Annotated in this window: 13 protein-coding genes; 8 read left to right on the top strand and 5 right to left on the bottom strand. The window is 47.2% G+C overall.

What is annotated here, in order from left to right; translation table 11 throughout:
• Positions 1-10 precede the first annotated feature (10 nt).
• From BUR42_RS11175 to BUR42_RS11160, 4 genes are all read left to right on the top strand, one after another.
• On the top strand, positions 11-1,711 hold the full coding sequence (locus BUR42_RS11175; RefSeq protein WP_074239302.1) for a RagB/SusD family nutrient uptake outer membrane protein: 1,701 nt from the start codon (positions 11-13) through the stop codon (positions 1,709-1,711).
• 25 nt (positions 1,712-1,736) lie between these two features.
• Positions 1,737-2,183, top strand: coding sequence for a DUF5018-related domain-containing protein (locus tag BUR42_RS11170; protein ID WP_074239301.1), 447 nt, complete (start codon positions 1,737-1,739; stop codon positions 2,181-2,183).
• Positions 2,184-2,256: 73 nt separating this feature from the next.
• Positions 2,257-4,014 carry a right-handed parallel beta-helix repeat-containing protein gene (locus BUR42_RS11165; RefSeq protein ID WP_074239300.1) on the top strand — a complete coding sequence of 586 codons (1,758 nt, stop codon included), beginning with the start codon at positions 2,257-2,259 and terminating at the stop codon, positions 4,012-4,014.
• A complete protein-coding gene (locus BUR42_RS11160) occupies positions 4,011-6,164 on the top strand; it encodes a beta-galactosidase (RefSeq protein ID WP_074239299.1) in 2,154 nt (717 codons plus the stop codon). The genes BUR42_RS11165 and BUR42_RS11160 overlap by 4 nt, the downstream gene beginning before the upstream one ends.
• 70 nt (positions 6,165-6,234) lie before the next feature.
• On the opposite strand, the gene BUR42_RS11155 is transcribed toward BUR42_RS11160, so the two are convergent.
• The 4 genes from BUR42_RS11155 to BUR42_RS11140 all read right to left on the bottom strand — a co-directional run bounded on the left by BUR42_RS11155 (position 6,235) and on the right by BUR42_RS11140 (position 13,111).
• Entirely contained in the window at positions 6,235-7,899 is a 1,665-nt protein-coding gene (locus tag BUR42_RS11155) for a RagB/SusD family nutrient uptake outer membrane protein (RefSeq protein ID WP_074239298.1), read from the bottom strand.
• A gap of 25 nt (positions 7,900-7,924) precedes the next feature.
• Positions 7,925-11,251 (bottom strand): TonB-dependent receptor, encoded by a 3,327-nt coding sequence (locus BUR42_RS11150; protein ID WP_159442249.1) that lies wholly within the window; start codon positions 11,249-11,251, stop codon positions 7,925-7,927.
• A gap of 219 nt (positions 11,252-11,470) precedes the next feature.
• On the bottom strand, positions 11,471-12,487 hold the full coding sequence (locus BUR42_RS11145) for a FecR family protein (RefSeq protein WP_074239297.1): 1,017 nt from the start codon (positions 12,485-12,487) through the stop codon (positions 11,471-11,473).
• 84 nt (positions 12,488-12,571) lie between these two features.
• On the bottom strand, positions 12,572-13,111 hold the full coding sequence (locus BUR42_RS11140; RefSeq protein ID WP_074239296.1) for an RNA polymerase sigma factor: 540 nt from the start codon (positions 13,109-13,111) through the stop codon (positions 12,572-12,574).
• A 137-nt stretch (positions 13,112-13,248) separates the two neighbouring features.
• Between BUR42_RS11140 and BUR42_RS11135 the strand changes: the two genes are divergently transcribed.
• The gene (locus BUR42_RS11135) at positions 13,249-13,449 is read left to right on the top strand and encodes a hypothetical protein (protein WP_074239295.1); all 201 of its coding nucleotides are present in this window, start codon (positions 13,249-13,251) and stop codon (positions 13,447-13,449) included.
• Between the two features lie 332 nt (positions 13,450-13,781).
• On the opposite strand, the gene msrA is transcribed toward BUR42_RS11135, so the two are convergent.
• Positions 13,782-14,438, bottom strand: coding sequence for a peptide-methionine (S)-S-oxide reductase MsrA (msrA, locus tag BUR42_RS11130; protein ID WP_074239294.1), 657 nt, complete (start codon positions 14,436-14,438; stop codon positions 13,782-13,784).
• A 227-nt stretch (positions 14,439-14,665) separates the two neighbouring features.
• Here msrA and BUR42_RS11125 point away from each other — a divergent pair, with 227 nt between their 5' ends.
• From BUR42_RS11125 to BUR42_RS11115, 3 genes are all read left to right on the top strand, one after another.
• Positions 14,666-16,771, top strand: a complete 2,106-nt coding sequence (locus BUR42_RS11125) for an endonuclease MutS2 (protein ID WP_074239293.1) — start codon at positions 14,666-14,668, stop codon at positions 16,769-16,771.
• A gap of 19 nt (positions 16,772-16,790) precedes the next feature.
• Positions 16,791-17,681: a helix-turn-helix domain-containing protein gene (locus tag BUR42_RS11120; protein ID WP_143197415.1), complete on the top strand. Its 891-nt coding sequence runs from the start codon at positions 16,791-16,793 to the stop codon at positions 17,679-17,681.
• Between the two features lie 333 nt (positions 17,682-18,014).
• Positions 18,015-19,196 carry an efflux RND transporter periplasmic adaptor subunit gene (locus tag BUR42_RS11115; RefSeq protein WP_074240545.1) on the top strand — a complete coding sequence of 394 codons (1,182 nt, stop codon included), beginning with the start codon at positions 18,015-18,017 and terminating at the stop codon, positions 19,194-19,196.
• Positions 19,197-19,201: the final 5 nt, after the last annotated feature.

Raw genomic sequence — 19,201 nt, 5'->3', positions numbered from 1 at the left:
TCAGTATTGTATGAAACGAAAAATATGGTTGTCCTTTGTGATGGTTACCCTTTTAGGGACCGGCGCCTGCAAAAAGGACCTGTTAGATAAAAAATACCTGGATGGTTTTGCGGAAGAAGCTGTCTGGAAAGATAAGAACCTCGCGGAAGGTTTTGTGTTCTCTACGTATGAGGACGTTATCCGAGGCTTGTACTACAATCAGAAACTGGATGATTATACAGATAACAATTGTAACAATTTCACCAGTTCCATTTCCACAGAGAACTTTGATAACACCTACGACGCAGGATGGGGACAGTATGCGCGTATCCGCCGCTGTAACCTTATCCTGGAAAAGCTGGCTGCCAGTACTACCATTCCGGATGCGGATAAAAAGATCATGCTGGCAGAAGCGAAGTTTCTGCGTGCTATGGTGTATTTCTGGATGGTGCAACGTTTCGGCGGTGTAATGATCGTGGATAAAGTATATGATCAGAAGGAAAGTGATTTCCGTTTACCACGCAAAAGCATAGCGGAAGTATATACATTCATTCTGAAAGACCTGGATGAAGCCAGTGCAGAACTGCCGGCAGCAGCAGCTACAGGCAGGGCCACCAAAGGAGCTGCTTTGGCTTTGATCACAAGGGTAGGGTTGCAGGGCGCAGCATATGTGCCTGCACAAAAAGCCGCCTGGCTCACTAAAGTGATCACAGCGGCAGAAGCGGTATTTACATTGGGATATAATATCGATGCGGATTACCTGGGCATGTTCAACGATTTCGGAAAAGCACAGGCTTCCAAAGAACTGATCCTGGCCTATTTCAGGAAAGGGATCAATAATACCTTTTCCGGTTGTGCCATGCAGGCACTATGCCCCAATCACGGGAATGAAAAACTGAACCCCGGATATAATCATCCCGCTTTCGTGGAAAGCTTTGAAGGCTGGCCGGAGAGATTCCCTTCCCAGAACCTGGTAGATGCGTATGAAGTGATCGATGCAGATGGCGTGGCCAAAAAATGGAATGCTACTTCCTACTATACCAATTACCAGTTGAGCGGAGGATATGTTTCGCAGGTATTGTACAAGAACAGGGATAAACGTTTCTATGCTACTGTAGCGTATGATTCCGTAAAACTGTTCAATAATGTGATACAAACCAGGGACCTGGGGAACATGAACCGTTTAAGCAATACCGGAGGAGAATGGGGTGTTTCCGAGTCGAATTATTATTACCGCAAAGGTTTGTATGAAGTAAAGAAAGTATGGTATTCAGATCCTACGGATCATCATCAGTCCATTTTAAGACTGGGAGAAGTGTACCTGAACTATGCAGAAGCACTTTTACTGAACAACCGCTTTGGAGAAGCAATACCCGCTATCAATAAAACCCGCGAAGCGCATGGTGGTTTGCCTGCCCTTGCTGCAACCACAGCTGCCGCTGCCTGGACGGCTTATACCAATGAACGCAGGGTGGATATGGTGCTGGAAGAAGATCGCTACTGGTGCCTGTTAAGATGGGCTAAGTTCAACGGGCAGAATACCATTCCGGAATTAACAGAACCTATTCGTGGTATTGATATTTCTGCGGATGGCAGAACATTCACTTTTTACAACATCACCCTGAACAACAATAGTAACCGTTTGTTCACGGCAAGGCGTTTCCTGTTCCCTGTACCTGTTTCACAGATCCAGGCTAATCCTAACCTGGCGCCTAACAATGATGGCTGGTGATCTTATCATTTTTAATAATTACTGTATGAAAAAATATTTTGCACTGGGTTGTTTATTGATGATAGCAGTTTTTTCCCAATCCTGCCTCAAAAGAGGCCTGAAAGATCTGCCTGTTTTTACGGATGCTAAAATAGATCGTTTTGATTTTGAATACCGCTGGAACGATAATGGCACTTTCCGTGTTATACGTTTAACAACATCTACCCCTGTAGTGAACGGAAATAGTATGACTGTTACAACAACAGTACCGGCTGCTTCCGGCACATTCACCACGGCGGTGAGAGATCAGGTTACAGCCAGTAATATCACCGGTATGTGCAATATCTCAACAGCTGCAACCATTCAGCCCGCCAATGGATCGCCCATGCTGGGTTTGCCCGGAAATTACGCCAAACCGGTAGCCTACCAGGTTACTGCTGCAGATGGCAAAACAACGATCACCTGGCAGGTACAGGTGAATTTCGTCAAATGATGATTATTGGTTATAGATCTGATCTTCAAGGACCTTTCCAGTCCTGGAAAGGTGATCGTAAAATATCTTAAAGATGGGTTGCAAACTGTTCTTATTCCTGTCACTGTGCTGTGCTACACTTCGTAGTACAGCACAGGTGATAGATGTGCGTGATTTTGGCCTGCAGCCAAATACTTTTACGGATGCCACAGAAAAGGTGAAAAAAGCCCTGGAAGCCTGTAAGGATAAACCCGGCGCTACTTTATATTTCCCGGAAGGCAGGTATGATTTCTGGCCGGAGAAAGCAGCGGTGCGTACTTATTTTATCACCAATACTTCCAGTGAAACGGAATGCCCTTCCAAAGACAAAACGATGGGCATATTACTGGAGGGCATGAAAGACCTTACCATCGAAGGCAATCGATCCATCTTTATGTTCCATGGCAAAATGGTGAACCTGGCCATGGACCGCTGTAAGAACATCCGCCTGCAAAATGTGGAGATGGATGCGGAAAGGCCCGGCATGTCTGAAATGACTTTATTAACCGTGAGTCCTGAAGAGGTAACCGCCGCAGTTCACCCGGATTCCCGCTTTACCATCCTGCATAACAAATTGTACTGGTACGGAGAAGGATGGACGCTGCAGCATTTTCATGCCGTGGTAGCGGATACTGCTAAAGGGATAGGAAAACGAACCCACTGGGAACCTTTTGGAAAGGCCGGCGCTGAACTGATCAGTCCTTTCAGAATAAAGTTTAAAGGGAAGTTTGATCTGAAAGAATGGCATCCCGGGGAGATCGTAAGCGTGAGAGACCCCATCAGGGACCGTGTTGGGATCTTTATCAACAGAAGTGCGGGTATTTCATTCGCCAATGTGCGGATACGTTACATGCATGGGCTGGGGGTTGTTTCCCAGTTCTCTGAAGATCTTTCCTTTGATAGTTTACAGGTAGCACCTGCTCCCGGAAGTGGCAGAAGTATGGCCTGCGGGGCAGACGGAATGCAGTTTTCCGGCTGCAGAGGCAGTATTAGTGTAACAAACAGCGTATTCTCAGGATTGCATGATGATGGTATAAATATTCACGGAACGCATCTGCAGGTGGTAGAGAAAGTATCTCCCGCAACACTGCGTATCCGTTTTATGCATCACCAGACCTATGGGTTTGAAGCCTTCTTTCCCGGAGATTCTGTGGCATTGCTGAATGGTCCTTCTCTTCGTATTTATCGCTATGGTGTATTAAAGGCCGCGAAGCTGCTGAATGAAAGAGAGATGCTGGTAACGTTCAATGAACCCCTGCCAGCTAATGTGAAACCGGGTGACTGCCTGGAAAATGTTACCTGGACGCCTTCTGTAGTGGTCCGTAATAACAGTTTCCGGCAAATAGCCACACGTGGCCTGCTGGTTACAACTGCCCGCCCGGTACTGGTGGAACAAAATACTTTTTACCGCATGGGCATGCAGGCCATCCTTATTGCCAACGATGCTACCTCCTGGTATGAATCAGGTCCGGTAAAAGATGTGACCATCCGGCGGAATGTATTTACAGAATGCGGGTATAATTCCATGCCGGATAACCATGTGATTTCCATAAGCCCTGAGAACCATAAACGGGTAAAGGGTTATAAAGTACATCGTAATATCAGGATCGAGGAAAATACCTTCCGGATAATGGACGATGCAGTATTATCTGCACGCAGTACAGATAACCTCGTGATGAAACATAACACCATCATGAAAACTAATTTTTTACCGGTGCCCCAGCAGGCAAAGCCGGCTTTCCTGCTAACGGATTGCACAAATGTGGAGATCCTGGATGCCGGTACTATTCAGAAAAAGAAATTTTCCAAATGAAGAATATACGGTTAGCACTACTCTTTATATGTTGTATTAGCCAGGCACAGGCACAAACAAAGGAGATCAGCATTGATGGAACCCAATGGAAACCGGCCATTATAAAGCCGTTGCCCATGAAAGGAACCGACCCCACGCATCGTACCCTTTCTGTAAATAACAGGTATTTTGAACTGAACGGTAAGCCCTGGTTTCCGGTAATGGGAGAATTCCATTTCTCCCGTTATCCGGAAAAATACTGGGAGGAACAGGTCCTTAAAATGAAACAGGGTGGTATATCCATCATTGCTACCTATATGCTCTGGAACACTTTTGAAAACCCGCGTGGCATATGGAACTGGTCCGGCAATAATGATCTGCGCCGCTTCATTACACTTTGTGCTAAACATGATCTGTTCGTATGGTTGCGGATCGGGCCTTATTGCAACGCGGAACAATTATACGGCGGTTTCCCGGAATGGATCTACAGGATGAAGGGAAAACGGAGCAACGATCCCGCATTCCTGGCAGCAGCAGATTCCCTGTATAAACAGGTCGGGCAATTAACGAAAGGCCTGTATTTCAAAGATGGTGGCCCCATTATAGGCACACAGGTAGAGAACGAATATGCGAACGGCGATCCCGATCATATTTCCATGCTTAAAAAAATGGCCATCAGGGCAGGCATACAGCCGGTGTTCTTTTCCGTTACAGCAAATACAGTCTTTCATTCGGACCGTTTTGAAGTATTGCCTTTACAGGGCGCATATCCCTACCGTGGCTGGGAAAAGGCCGGTGGCGGCCCTTCACTGGATTTCCTCTATGGTAACGACCAATGGATCATGACGGATGCCTTGGGTAAGTTGTTCTATGATATGGATGAATATCCTAAAGGCATGTGTGAGCAGGGCTGCGGCAGCCAGGTCACTTATGCCAACCGTTTTGTTGTGGACCCGAAAGTAGTGGAAGCCCATACACAGAACCAGATAGGAAGGGGCATGAACCTCATCGGGTATTATATGTACCAGGGCGGCACACAAACTCCCGGGTTGAAAGATCCCAGCTGCCCGGAGAGTTATGATTTCCAGGCACCCCTGGGAGAATATGGCCTGCCGCGTGCTTCTTTTCATACATTGAATATCCTGCATCATTTTATCAATGATTTCGGGAAAGACCTTGCCGTAATGGATGTACTGCCATCCGCGTATCCTGTAGTGAACCCGCGCAATACGGATAGTATCAGGTACAGTACAAGGATAAAAGGCAACAGCGGATTTGTATTCTTCTGTAATACACAGGTACGTGTTCCTATGCCGGATAAGGAAGTGCAACTGACCATTCATTTGCAGCAGGAGGATATCACTTTCCCTGCCTTTACCCTGGCTGGAGAAACGGCTCCCATTCTGCCCTTCAATATGGATGCATTTGGTATTACACTGAAATATGCCACAGCCCAGCCACTGGCTAAAGCAGGCAACACCATCTTCTTTACACAGGTAAAAGGAATGGAACCGGAGATCTGCCTCGATGCCGCAAACATCCGCTCCCTGGAGGGATGGAAGAAAACTAAAAGCGGCAATCACTGGATCCTTCATCCGCAGGAAGGAAACACGCTGTATATCACTGATCTGAAAGGTAAAAGATCTTCCATCGTATTACTCACAAGGGAAGAAGCAGAGAACAGCTGGCGGTTAAAGATAGGAGGGAAGGAAAGCCTTATGATCTCTTCGGCAAAATTAATGCTCAGCGGAAAGGAATTAGAACTCCGCCAGCTGAATGAACCGGATATGCATTTTAAATGGTATGCTGACGGTGTTTTTAAGGAGCGGTATGTAAAAGCACCGCAGGCATCAATGGCAATACCTGTGAAAGATAACGCCGTACAGTTGCCTTCATCTCTGCCTGCAGGCGTTTCAGATGTTTTCCTGGATATTGATTATTTCGGGGGAAGTATCACCGGGACGATCAATGGAAAAGTAGTGGCAGATGATCTGTATACCGGCAACAAATGGAGGCCGGGACTAAAACGGTTCTTAGGCAGCAAGGAAATGTTGCTGGAAGTGCAGCCCTGGGATAATAAAATAACAGGCGTACAACTACCGGAAGATAAAAAGGAAGGTATACGAAACATCCGGGTAATTCCGGAGTATTCGGTAAAGGTGGAATTGTGATCTTGGTTTGACTGTAAGTAATAAAGGCCGCTCATATGAGCGGCCTTTTCATAAAGAGTAGCACCTTTAATCACTGGGTATATCCAGGATTATTCGGCTTCAACTTGGGGTTCTTATCAATATCAGCCTGCGGTACCGGCATCAGGTACAATTTGTTATCCCATCTTCTCGTTTGCACTAATCCATTCTCCAGGTCATACAGGTTGGTCATCACCGCGGGGGCAATCTTCCAGCGGCGGATATCCATAAAACGCTGCCCTTCCAGCACCAGTTCCACCCTGCGTTCATTACGGATCGCTGCACGAAGCAGTTCTTTTGTATTGACCTTAGCCCTGTCCAGCACCGGCATGCCTGCGCGGATACGGATCTTGTCCACAGCATCGTAGATGCTGGCATCCGGCCCGCTTACTTCATTCTTTGCTTCTGCATAGGTGAGCAGTATTTCCGCCAGGCGGATGATAATGTGGTTGGCATGGTTATCCACCTGTGCAGCCCAGGTGGGAGGATCTACATACTTGCGGAAATTGTAACCCGTTTTGGAACAGTTATTACCACCTTTCACCCATTTGAACAGGTAGCCCTGCTCAATGAAATTCCAGGATGCTTTATCAAAAAGGATACTGGCATAGAAGCGGGGGTCGCGGTTCTTGTATTCATCATAAAAGGCGGGGTTAGTGCCGCGGGCGGCGTACAATGTTGCCCGGGTGGCTGGAGCAACCGGTGTGATGGCTTCTCCTGTTTTAAAGCTCTGGTAGGCGTCTACCAGGCTTTGGGTTGGTGCAACAGAACTCCATCCGCCAAGGTCATCAGAGAGGAGGTAAGTGTTCACAAACTGCGCATCCTTTTCCGGGATATGCTGCCTGTCCAGGATCACTTCTTTGTTATTTTCATTGCTCTGCCAGAAGAGTTTTTCATAACTGCGGAGGCCCAAACGAAATTTTGCTGCTTCTGTAGCGTCCGCAAAATTTACCCACTGCGCATAATCGTCTGCCTGGTCTTTGGCATCTTCTGCGGTGATAGTGAAGAGTTCATAACCCATGCCCATCACCTGGGAAGCAGCATCGGCAGCGGCCTGCCATTGTTCATTGTATAAATGCACCCTTGCTTTCAACGCAATAACAGCACCTTTAGTGATACGGCCTTTCTCATTATTCTTTCCTCCGCTGTAGCTGGGAGGCAGTATGGCAGACACTGCGGTTAATTCATCCAGCACAAATTTCAATACATCTGCTTTAGGCGTGCGTGCCACATACGATTCTTCCACTGATAATGTTTTAGTGATCAGTGGTACATCCCCGAAGTTGTTCGTCATATTGAAATAACGGAAAGCGCGCATAAAGCGGGCTTCTGCTTTGAAACGTTCTTTCAGCGTAGCATCCATCTTCACTTTGTCCACATTCTCCAGGAAGTAGTTCACGCGGCGTATGGCGGTAAAGTTCCAGCCTTCATTCATGGAAGTGGTTACGTCTCCGAGGGAAATGGTAGTAGCATTGCTTTCCCAGGGATATTGCGCGTGGGCATTATCTGAGGCTCCATCTTCAAAGATGCTGCCTTCGCCGCCGTCTATCTGACTGTAGATAGCATTCAGTGCGGCATATACATCTTTTTCTCCCGTCCAGAAGGTGCCTTCTGAAAGCTGGTTCTGCGGCGGCCTGTCCAGGAAATCCTTATTACAGGAGAGCAGGAGGGAAGCAGCGGTGATCGCTGTAATAATATGGAATTTATACTTCGTCATACAATAATCTCTTTAATGTTCTGTATTAGAATCTTACATTCAAACCAACGGCCCACGTTTTAATACCCGGGTAGCCGCCTCTTCCGGAGCCGATCTCAGGGTCATAGTCAGTCAGCCTTTTATCCATCATAAAAGTGAAAGGATTGTTGGCGCTCACAAATACTTTGGCCTGTTGCATCGCCGCTCTTTTGGTGATGCGGTGCGGAATGGTGTAACCGAAGCTGAGTGAACGCACACGCAGGTAAGATGCATCGAACAACCAGAAAGAAGAACGGTTATCGTAGTTATGCTTACCATCCGCACTGATCAGGATGCGTGGATAAGCTGCATTTGGATCAGGGTTTTCGGTTGTCCAGCGTTTCAGGTGATAATCCTTTACACTGGCACCATTGAAGAAAGAGAACGCAGCTTCACCATCCAGGTAGGTTTTTACTTTGGCAGCACCGTAGATCAGTACTTCAAAGTCAAATCCTTTATAGGAAGCACCTATTGCACCACCATAATTGATCCAGGGTACATCATTCCCAATGATCACACGGTCGTTCGCATCAATCACCTTGTCCCCATTCTGATCTTTGTATTTGATGTCGCCCGGTTTGGTGGAAGCAGATTGTGTGGCATGATCGTCCACATCTTTCTGATCTTTGAACAAACCCTCTGCTTCCCATCCATAGAAGGAGCCAACGGATTCGCCTACACGTTCTATCCACCTGTCAGACAATCTCTCGTGTACACCATCACCCAGGAACACGATCTTGTTACGGATGTGCGAAACGTTCACGCTTACGCGGTACTGAAAGTCCTTACCTATCTGGTTATTATGGGAAAGCATTAGTTCAATACCGGTATTCCTCGTAGAACCTGCATTTACCGTAGCTGCATCCAGTGCATAAGTGCTGGGTACGCTTTGTGGCAGGAGGATGCCGTTGGTTTTCTTTACATAATAATCCGCTGTTATATCTAGTAAACCATTGAACAGCGTAAGGTCCATACCTATGTCCGTCATGTTCACCTTTTCCCAGCTGGCCAGTTTATTGGTACCGATGCTTTGCCATACGCCATCTACCGGGGCGCCTTCAAAATTGTAGGCATAACCGGTATTGAGCCGGTCGTAATAGTTGCCGATGGCCACATTATCCTGGTTGCCCAGGATACCCCATGAGCCACGTAGTTTCAGGTTGTTCAGCCAGGATACATTCCCTTTCAGGAAAGGCTCTTCTGAAACCCGCCAGCCTGCGGATACGGAAGGGAATTGAGAAAGACGGTGATCCGGGTGGAAGCGGGAGGAAAGGTCCATACGGAGATTTGCTTCCAGCAGGTACTTGTCGTTATAATTATAGTTCACCCGGCCGAAGTAAGAACGAATGGCCCATTCTTCTGCAGTGGAGCGGTTAGCGGAGCCAGTTGCATCAGAACTGATGTTTTCGGAACCTCCGGCACCCAGTCCTACGGTGGTGGCAGCATTGTTGGGGAAGCGTTTGCGGCCAATGAAAGCATTGCGGTATTCATTGCTTTCCTGCGAAGCGCCCACCATGATCTTTGCGCCGTGTTTGCCGAAATGTTTATCATATTCAGCATAAGCCTGCAGCAGTATTTCCTGCCGGCGGCCCCAGTATTCTGTCATTTCATTTGGCGTTACTGCAGTAGAAGCGATCGGTTGTTTGGTGATGAAATTGATCAGTGCGGGCAGTTCGTTCGTAAAACTATTATTGAGTTCGTTGTTGTATTTGAGAGAACCCAGTCCTTTAATGGTTAAGCCGGGTAAGGGAGTAAGTGTGGCATTGAGCGCAGTTTGTATTACCTGGTTACGCGTCCAGCTGCGTCCGCCTTCTGCCATGTTGCGGAGTACATTATCTTTGGCAAGCGTAGCATCTACCTTACCGCCATTGACCGTTCCCCAGGAACCGTCTGACTGGCGGGCAGCCATAGTGGGCCCAAGGCGGTTAAGGCTTACCCAGTTCATTTCCCCGCCTTTGGTATCCAGGTCCTGTTTGAGGAAGGACATATTGGTGCCGATGTTCAGGATAGGCAATACCTGTGAATTGGTGTTTAACCTGATCGTATACCTGTTCAGTCCTTTGTTCTGTACCAGCGATTCCTGGCCAAAATACCCGGTACTCAGGTAATACTGGGTGAGTTTGCTGCTGCCGCTAACACCCAGCTGAATGTCTTTGTAGGCGGGGTTTTTACGCAGCGCTTCTTTATACCAGTCCGTATTCGGGTAAAGGTCTCTATCAGTACCGTTATCAAATTTGGTGATCTCTTCTGCGGTATAACGGGGTTGTTTGCCGGCATTCTTCATGGCTTCGTTATAGAGCCGGGCAAAATCTCCGGAGCCCAGGTAATCCGGCAGGCGGGTAGGGGATTGCCAGCCGTAATTGGCATTCAGGTCGATAGACATTTTTCCTTCCACCCCTTTTTTGGTAGTGATCAGTACTACGCCATTCGCTGCCCTGGCGCCGTAGATAGCAGCAGAGGCGGCATCTTTCAGCACGCTCATGCTTTCCACATCGTTAGGGTTCAGCGAGGCCAGTTCCCGGTTGGATGCGGGTATACCGTCTATGATGATCAATGGACCGGGGGCGCCAAGGTTTGTTCTTCCCCGTACGGTAAGTGTGCCTACGTCACTGCCTACATCGCCGGGGCGGTTGAGTACGGTTAAACCCGGAGTGAGGCCCTGTAAAGCATTCTGGATAGAGGTTACCGGCCGTTCTGTGATCTGTGCGGGGCTGATGGTAGCCACAGCGCCCGTCATGTTCACTCTTTTCTGGCTGCCATAACCTACCACCACTACTTCATTCAGGCCTTTGGTATCTTCTTTCAATATCACGTTAAGCGTCGCCTGGTTATTTACAGGTATTACCTGCGTTAAATACCCCAGGTAACTGAATACAAGATTGGCAGTGCCGGGTGCCTGCAGTTCAAACTGGCCGCCGGCATTGGTGGAGGTGCCTTTGGTAGTGTTCTCTATTCTTACGCTCACGCCTGGCAATGGCACACCGGTAGCGTCAGATACCTTTCCTTTGATGGTGATATCTTCTATGACCGTACGCCCTGGTGCAATCACCACCAGGTTATTGGCAAGTAATTTAAAGTTCAGGCCGGTATCATCCAGCAAAGTTTTCATCACCTCGTCGAATGGCGTTTCTAAAGCGTGGACTGTGATCTTTTTTTCAGCGGGAAGGACCTCATTACTGTAAACAAAGCGATAGTTAGTCTGTTTCTCAATTAATCTCAGGATTTTGGCCAGTTGTACCTTTTCTGCGCGGAATGTTAGTTTGGTCTTCTGTGAATAAACTTTGGCTGATACCTGCATGCACGTTATGAGAACAATTGTAAAGATCAATTTCATAAAGAGCAGCAATTTTAAAACGGCAACCGGTGATGGCAATAAGACGCCCGGAAGTCTGATTTTTTTCATACTTTTAAGTGGATTTAGGTCAATAAAATGATGACAGGTCTACGGTCCCAACTGAAGTACCTGTCTTGTTTTCTAAATTCTTACAGGGAAGTGCCGCAAACATTTCCCTGTTTTATTTAGGATAGCTTTACATACTACATAGGCAGTTTTTTAACGGGTGATGTAAATATCTTTTTTCTCGATCCTGAAATTAAAAGGCAATGAATACTGCAGTGCTTCCAGCGTTTCACGGATATCCTCATCTTCGAAAGTAGCAGTAAAACGTAAGCCGGCGGCAGTACTGTCTTCAAAATGTAATTTCACTTCAAACTTCCTTTCCAGCTGCTGCGCAATATCCCCGAAACGTTCATTCATAAAGGCCAGGCGGTTATTGGTCCAGGCTGTTTCGATCACACTGTTATCCACCGGATTGATGGATACATTGGAGAGGGCATACCCTTCCCGCTGTAATTCCACCAGCTCGGTGCTGCCGGGTAAAGGCCTGTTCGGAAATACGATCTTTTCGTTCGGGCGGAGGATGAATTTCTTTTCCGGATCACCATGCATGCTTACTTCAATCGCACCGCGGATCAGGGAGGCTTCCGAAGTTTTATCTTCCGGGTAAGCCTTTACATTGAAAGCAGTACCCAGCACACGGATGTTCATTTTGCCGGTATTAATGATAAAAGGCCGTTCTGCATCTTTCTTTACATCAAAAAAGGCTTCCCCGCTGAGCTGTACGGTACGGTGGCTGGTGTTGAAATCTGCGGCGTATAGCAGTTCGCTGCCGGCATTCAGCCATACCTCCGTACCATCCGGCAATTGGATCTTCTTTGTAGCGCCGTAAGGTATGCTGATCTTTTTGGGCGCAGGCGCCACAGCAAGGGGAGTATTAGTTTTGGATGAATTGGTCTGCAACAGCCAGAATGCTGCACCTGCCAGCAGGAGGGCAACGGCTGCCACTCTTGCCCATATGGGCAGGCGGAATACACGGGTTGGTTGCCTCGCTGTATTAAGCTGTTCCCAGAGCCTTGCCTGTAGTTGTGCTGCTGCTTTATCATCCATAAAAGGCGGTGCCTGGTTGGTTTCCAGCTGCTGATACCATGTGTGCAGCTCTGCCAGTTCTTCCGTGGTACATTCGTTCCGGCCGTATAACGTTAAAAGTTGATCGATCCTTTCCTGGTTCAATGACGTGGATTTTTAAGGTGAATAGAATGGTCATCCTCATAGTCGTGCTATGAAGGGGATTGTACCAGAGTTCCGGAAAAAAAATTATTTACTGCGCTGGTAGTGGTCCACAGCCAGGCGGATCCTTTGAATGGCCGTAGAGATCTGGTTACGGATGGTCTGGTCGGAGAGGGAAAGCTTTTCAGCAATGGCGGCGGAAGGCAGGTCCCCGTCCCGGTTAAGGAGGAATATCTCCCGCATGCGGGAAGGCATACGGTTGATAGCGGAACGGATCACCTGGTTGAGCTCTTTCAGCTCATATTCATTGCCGGAAAGTGCGCCTGAGGGGAAGATCTGTGCATAATAACGCTCGCGTACGGAACGGAGGCGGTAAAGGTCTATGATCTTGTGGCGTAATGCTGCCTGTAAGTAGGTGTTGAGTTGTACTTCGAGGAAAATAGTGTGCCTGTTTTTCCACAAATAGAGGAAAATATCTTGCACCAGGTCACAGGCATCATCAGCTGTAGTTTTGCGGAAGGCGGTTTCATACAATACTTTCCAGTACCGGTCATAGATTTCCCGGAATGCTTGTTCACTGTCCTCCCGGAGCATCTTCAGCAATTGAACATCAGAGTAGTTCTTCAACTAGAGCAAAATTAGCGTGCATCGAATATAGATGGCAAAGCTATGGTATTTCAAAATTCTTTAAAACAGCCTGTAAACCTTTTACTTTTTGGTACGTTATATGGGTAGCTAAAACTATTTAACCCAAATAACACCTCATGAAAACGGTAACCATTATTGGTGGATTAACAGGAGTGCTGCTCGCAGTGCTCGCATATTTTGCAGAGCTCCAAAACTGGGTTCGCATTGAAACAGTTTTAACGGTCGGTTTTATCGGCTATGTACTCATCATTACCGCTATCGCGTATTTTCTATTATCCTGGTTGTACAGGGGGAGTAAAAAGCTGGATTTGCTGTAAGATTTCCCGCCATTTTTAGTAAAAGGTACTGTCTTTCTGACAGTGGGTGGGGGTAACTACGCTTTTGATACGCTTTTGATATGCTCTTGATACGCTTTTGATATGCTTTTGATACGGTATTTACCTGGCCAGACAAACATTTTGACCGCAGTTACTTCTAAAAAGGAAAACTACTATAATATTATTTTACCCCTGCTTCACATAGGCTTTGCAAAGTTCTTTCAAAGCTCTTTCATAGCTCTCTCATAGCTTCAGTCCATATGGCCAATATGGTATCATAAAAAAAGAGGCGCCTTAAGACCCCTCTTCTTTCCAATATTATATTTAGTTAACTAGTGTTTCAACTTATCCTTAAACGCTTTCTTGAACTTTTCCAGCTTAGGTTTGATCACATACGTACAATATGGCGCTGAACCGTTCTGGTTGTAATAGTTCTGGTGATAGTTCTCTGCCACGTAAAACGCCTTAAAGGGCGTGATCTCCGTTACAATAGGGTCCTTAAAAGCGCCGGACTCCTGCAGCTTCTTTTTGTAAAATTCAGCCTCTTTATGCTGTTCTTCATTCTCATAGAAGATCACCGAGCGGTACTGCGTACCCACATCATTCCCCTGGCGGTTCAGCGTAGTAGGATCATGGCTTCCCCAGAATGCTTCCAGCAGGGTGGCATAACTGATCTTTGAAGGATCGTAAGTGATCCTGGCCGCTTCCGCATGCCCCGTAAGGCCCGTACATACTTCATCGTAGGTGGGGTTGGGGTTGGCGCCGCCGGAATACCCGGATTCCACCTTTAATACCCCCTCTAACTGCTGGAATATTGCCTCCGTACACCAGAAACAGCCATTTCCAAAAATGGCCGTTGCGGTTTTTGTGTCTTTATCAATGGTCATATCTCCTGGTTCTTTTTCGGTTTTTGTTTGTTGCTGAGCGCAGGATGCGAGGCTGGAACCCAGCATTGCCACGAACAAAAGGTATCTTTTTAGCTGTTTCATAAACTTTAACTGTACATCAAATTACGATATCCATGGCGGTTTGGATCAACAAGTTAAGTAACTTTAACATTCTTTTGGAGAACGCATGAATGATGAACCGCATTTGTCATTCGTGACTGGCTGTTGATCAATCATTTTTCATCAATTCCAGTGGATAGGCCAACTTTGCGGAACGAAAAAAAGGATAGGCTGCATGGGCCGGCAGCCGTATATTAAAAAAACAGAAGGTGAAATATTTTCCAGAATCGGCGCCGGTGCAGTTGGAATTTGACAAGGTAAAGGTTTTGTTGCAGGAGCATTGTAAAACGGAGCTGGGCAAGCAAATGGCCGAAGAACTGCGCCTGCATACACATATCGACTACGTAAAGACTGCGCTTCAACAGGCGCATGAGTATAAGCAATTGGTGCTGATCCAACAGCACTTCCCCAACGATCACGTCCTCAACCTGAAGCAGGAATTACGCCTGCTGGAAATCCAGGGGGCCGTGCTTGCCGGGGAGCAATTCATGCAACTCCGCAAACTGGCGGAAAGTATGAACAGTATCGTCCGTTTCTTTGATACAGACAGGAGAGTGACATATTGGGGGCTGTACAGCCTGATCAAAGAAACCCATTACGAAAAGAAGATCGTTTCGCAGATAGATGAAGTGCTGGATGAAACCGGGCAGGTGCGCGACAATGCAACACCTGAGCTGGCAAAGATCCGGACAAACCTGTTCCGTAAAAGAACAGAGCTCCGGAGGGTGTTCGACAGGATCCTGGGCAAACTGCAGAAACAGGGCTACCTGGCTGATATCGAAGAGAGTTTCCTCAACGGACGCAGGGTAGTGGCCATCTTTGCAGAACAGAAACGAATGGTGAAAGGGATCCTGCACGGGGAATCAGATACCCGCCGCACGGCTTTCCTGGAACCGGAAGAAACCATTCAGCTGAACAATGAGGTCTTTTCCCTGGAAAGGGATGAACAGAGAGAAGTCTATGCCATCCTCAAGAACCTCACGGCAGAAATGGCCAGACACCAGGGCTTATTGCAGCAATATCATACCATCCTTGGGATCTATGATTTTATACGTGCAAAAGCCCGCCTGGCACTGGATATCAACGGAAACTACCCCATGCTCGTGCCACACGCGCAGGTGCACCTGGTAGAGGCCTATCATCCCTTGCTGCTATTGTATAACCGCAAACAGGGAAAGCCCACCATCCCCGTGAACATGACGCTGAACAAGGATAACCACATCCTGGTGATCAGCGGCCCTAACGCAGGAGGGAAAACGGTGACGCTCAAAACTGTAGGGCTCATTCAGCTGATGCTGCAGGCAGGATTATTAGTACCGGTTCACCCCAGCAGCCAGCTGGGCATCTTCCGGAACCTGATGATCCACATCGGGGACACCCAGAGCCTGGAATTTGAACTGAGCACCTATAGTTCACACCTGAAGAATATGAAATACTTCATGGAGAACGCCAATGGTAAAACATTGTTCTTCATTGATGAATTGGGCAGCGGCTCCGATCCTAACCTGGGCGGAGCATTTGCAGAAGTGATCATGGAAGAGCTGGCAAGGAAACATGCCTTTGGCATCGTTACCACCCACTACCTCAACCTGAAGATCATGGCCGGTAAAGTGAAAGGAATTGTGAATGCCGCCATGGGATTTGATGAAGAGAACCTGCTCCCCATGTATAAACTGCTTATCGGAAAACCCGGCAGCTCTTATACATTCTCCATCGCCCAGCGCATAGGCATGGATCCCGCCCTCATCAACAGGGCCCGCAAATTAGTAGACGACGGACACTTCCGCTTAGATAAATTACTGAATAAAGCAGAACAGGACCTGCAGAAAGTAGAAAGCAAAGAAAAAGAACTGCAAAAACTACTCAAAGAGAACGAAAGACTTAAGAAAGAATACGAAATACTGTCTGACAAAGAACGCGTGCAGCAGCAATACACCCTGCTGAAGCTGCAGAACAAGATCAGGGAAGAAGAGATCATCTACCTGAAAGACATGGAACGCAAACTGAAGCAGATCGTATTTGAATGGAAGCGCACAGATGATAAGGCGAAAGTGATCAAACAGGCAGAGGCGCTTCTTTTCCGTAAAAAAGAAAAGTCCATCAACGAGAAATTACAGAAAAAGGTACAGGATAAATTCGTAGAACTGGCGGGAGAGATCAAAGTAGGGGACCGGGTGAAGATCCGGACGAATAACCAGGTAGGAAAAGTAACAGAACTAAGGAATAAGAGTGCAATCGTACAGATCGGGAATATCCCGATCAATGTTAAAATGAGCGACCTTGTATTAGTACAGGAACGCCAGAAAGTTGAATAACCTGAATAAACACAAAACCATGCAGCTGGCTAAATATAATCAGATACCCTTGATCACCCTGCAGGATAACAGTCTTGCTATAGAAGGCTCTCAGTTCATGATCCACCGGGCCAACCTGAAGGATATCAAATGGGAAGGATTTGAAGTGCCACACCGGCATGACGGATATACCATAGATATCCTGCTCAAAGGCTCTGTTACATTATATATCGACTTCGAGAAACATATTATAGATGCGCCGGCCGTGATCATGATGGACCCGGAACAGATCCGCCAGTATGACCTGAGTTCGGATGCAGAAGTGATAGGGTTGTATTTTACACGCGATTTCCTGATCACGGAAACTTTAGGTGTGCTCAGCTGCTGGCAATGTGTGTTCAAGGATAATGTACTGCGCCTGGAAGAAGGCCAGCTGCAGGAAGTGCTTTCCTTTGCCCGTATCCTCCTGGCAGAGTTCAGGAATGATAAACCCAGGAAGGAGGCTATCATCAGGAATGTGCTCAGTGCTTTTATCATTGCCTGCGGGCGTATTGCCAGGCCGGAAAGTAATATGGACCTCTACCGTACCGAAACCAGTTTCAGTGGCCTGGGTATCCAGTTTAAGATCCTGGTAGATCAGCACTTCCGTGAAAAAGTACAGGTTACGGACTATGCGGAGATGCTCCACGTAACCCCCGGACATTTGAACGATACAGTAAAAACTACCATAGGCAGGAGTGCCAAGCAGATCATCGATGCTAAACGCATTATGGAAGCAAAACGGCTACTGTTCTGGCAACAGCACTCTGTAAAGCAGATTGCGGGAGAATTGAATTTCGACGACGACGCGTATTTTAACCGTTTCTTTAAAAAGCATACGGGGCAGACGCCGGCGCTCTTCCAAAAGACTATCCGTGAAAAGTACAACTAATCCCGCGATATGCAACATGTAAAGTGTCGCCTATTATTCTAAATTTGCATTGTCAATTGCAACGCATCAAGTTTGAACGAATCATGAAAATCATGTAACCTAACTATAGTCGGAAGAGGACTTTTTTTTACGACAGCAGTAACAAAAAGTACACCTCGAACGATTATGGATATACTGCAAGCCCAGGCAGTATTTAGTGTAGTCTTCCTTTTTTTCTACTCCATGTTCTGATTACGGAGGGACTGTCATGCCCTGTATAATTCAATTAACTAATTCCCAGCGCAGGGGAACATGGTTGCGCAATCTGTGTTTATGATCTATAAAAACCGTAGTATGAAATCGTTATTATTTTCTTTCAACAGAAAGCTGATAGCAGGCGCATTAGCAAGTATCGCCTTTGCTATTCTATTATATGGATGCAGCTCTTCTACCGGTAATGCAGAAACGCCTCCGCAGGCGCAGCCATTGCCTGTAATTACCCTGCAATCCATGCCAGCCACTACTTTCCGTGAATACACCGCCGCGCTGGAAGGCAAGGTGAATGTAGAGATCCGGGCGCAGGTAGATGGTTACCTGGAAAAGATCTACGTAGATGAAGGCGCTTATGTAAAACAAGGCCAGCCTTTATTTAAGATCAACGACCGTCCTTACCAGGAACAGTTGAGCAATAACAGCGCAGCCCTGCAAGCCGCCAAGGCTAACCAGGAAAAAGCAGCGCTGGAAGTTGAAAAGCTCACACCCCTTGTACAGAACAACGTAGTGAGTGATGTGCAGCTGAAAACAGCACAGGCTACCTTAGCAGGAGCTAAAGCTGCAGTAGCACAGGCACAAGCCCAGGTAGGTAATGCTAATATCAATGTTGGCTTTACCGTGATCACTGCACCCGTGAGCGGTTATGTAGGCCGTATACCCTTTAAAGCAGGTAGCCTCGTAGGAAGAGGAGAGTTGCAGCCTTTAACCGTGTTAAGCGATGTTAAAGACCTGTACGCTTATTTCTCCATGAGTGAAATAGACTTCCTGCAATTTAAAGAGGAGGTACCCGGCGCCACCATCCAGGAAAAGATCAAACAACTTCCGCAGGTGGAACTGGTATTGGCAGACAACAGTATTTACGAATCGAAAGGTAAGATAGAAACCGTAGAAGGACAGTTTGATAAAACCATGGGTGCTATCAGCTTCCGCGCTACCTTCCCGAATGCAGGAGGTGTACTTCGTTCCGGCTCAACCGGTAAAGTACGCATCCCCAGGCAGCATAGCAATGCCCTGGTAGTACCTGCCGAAGCTACTTTCGAATTGCAGGATAAAGTGTTTGTGTTTGCAGTAGGCGACAGTAATAAAGTAGTCAGCAAACTGATCACTATCTCCGGTAAAAGTGGTGGATACCTGTTTGTGGAAGAAGGAGTGAAAGCAGGCGAACGTATTGTATACACCGGCCTGGACCGCCTCCGTGATGGCGCCGTAATAGCACCGCAACCTATTACGATCGATAGTTTACTGAAAGCGAAACCACTCTGATCAAA

Origin of the sequence: Chitinophaga niabensis (genome assembly GCF_900129465.1) — a bacterium.
GTDB lineage: Bacteria > Bacteroidota > Bacteroidia > Chitinophagales > Chitinophagaceae > Chitinophaga > Chitinophaga niabensis.
This window is presented reverse-complemented; position numbering and strand designations above follow the sequence as displayed.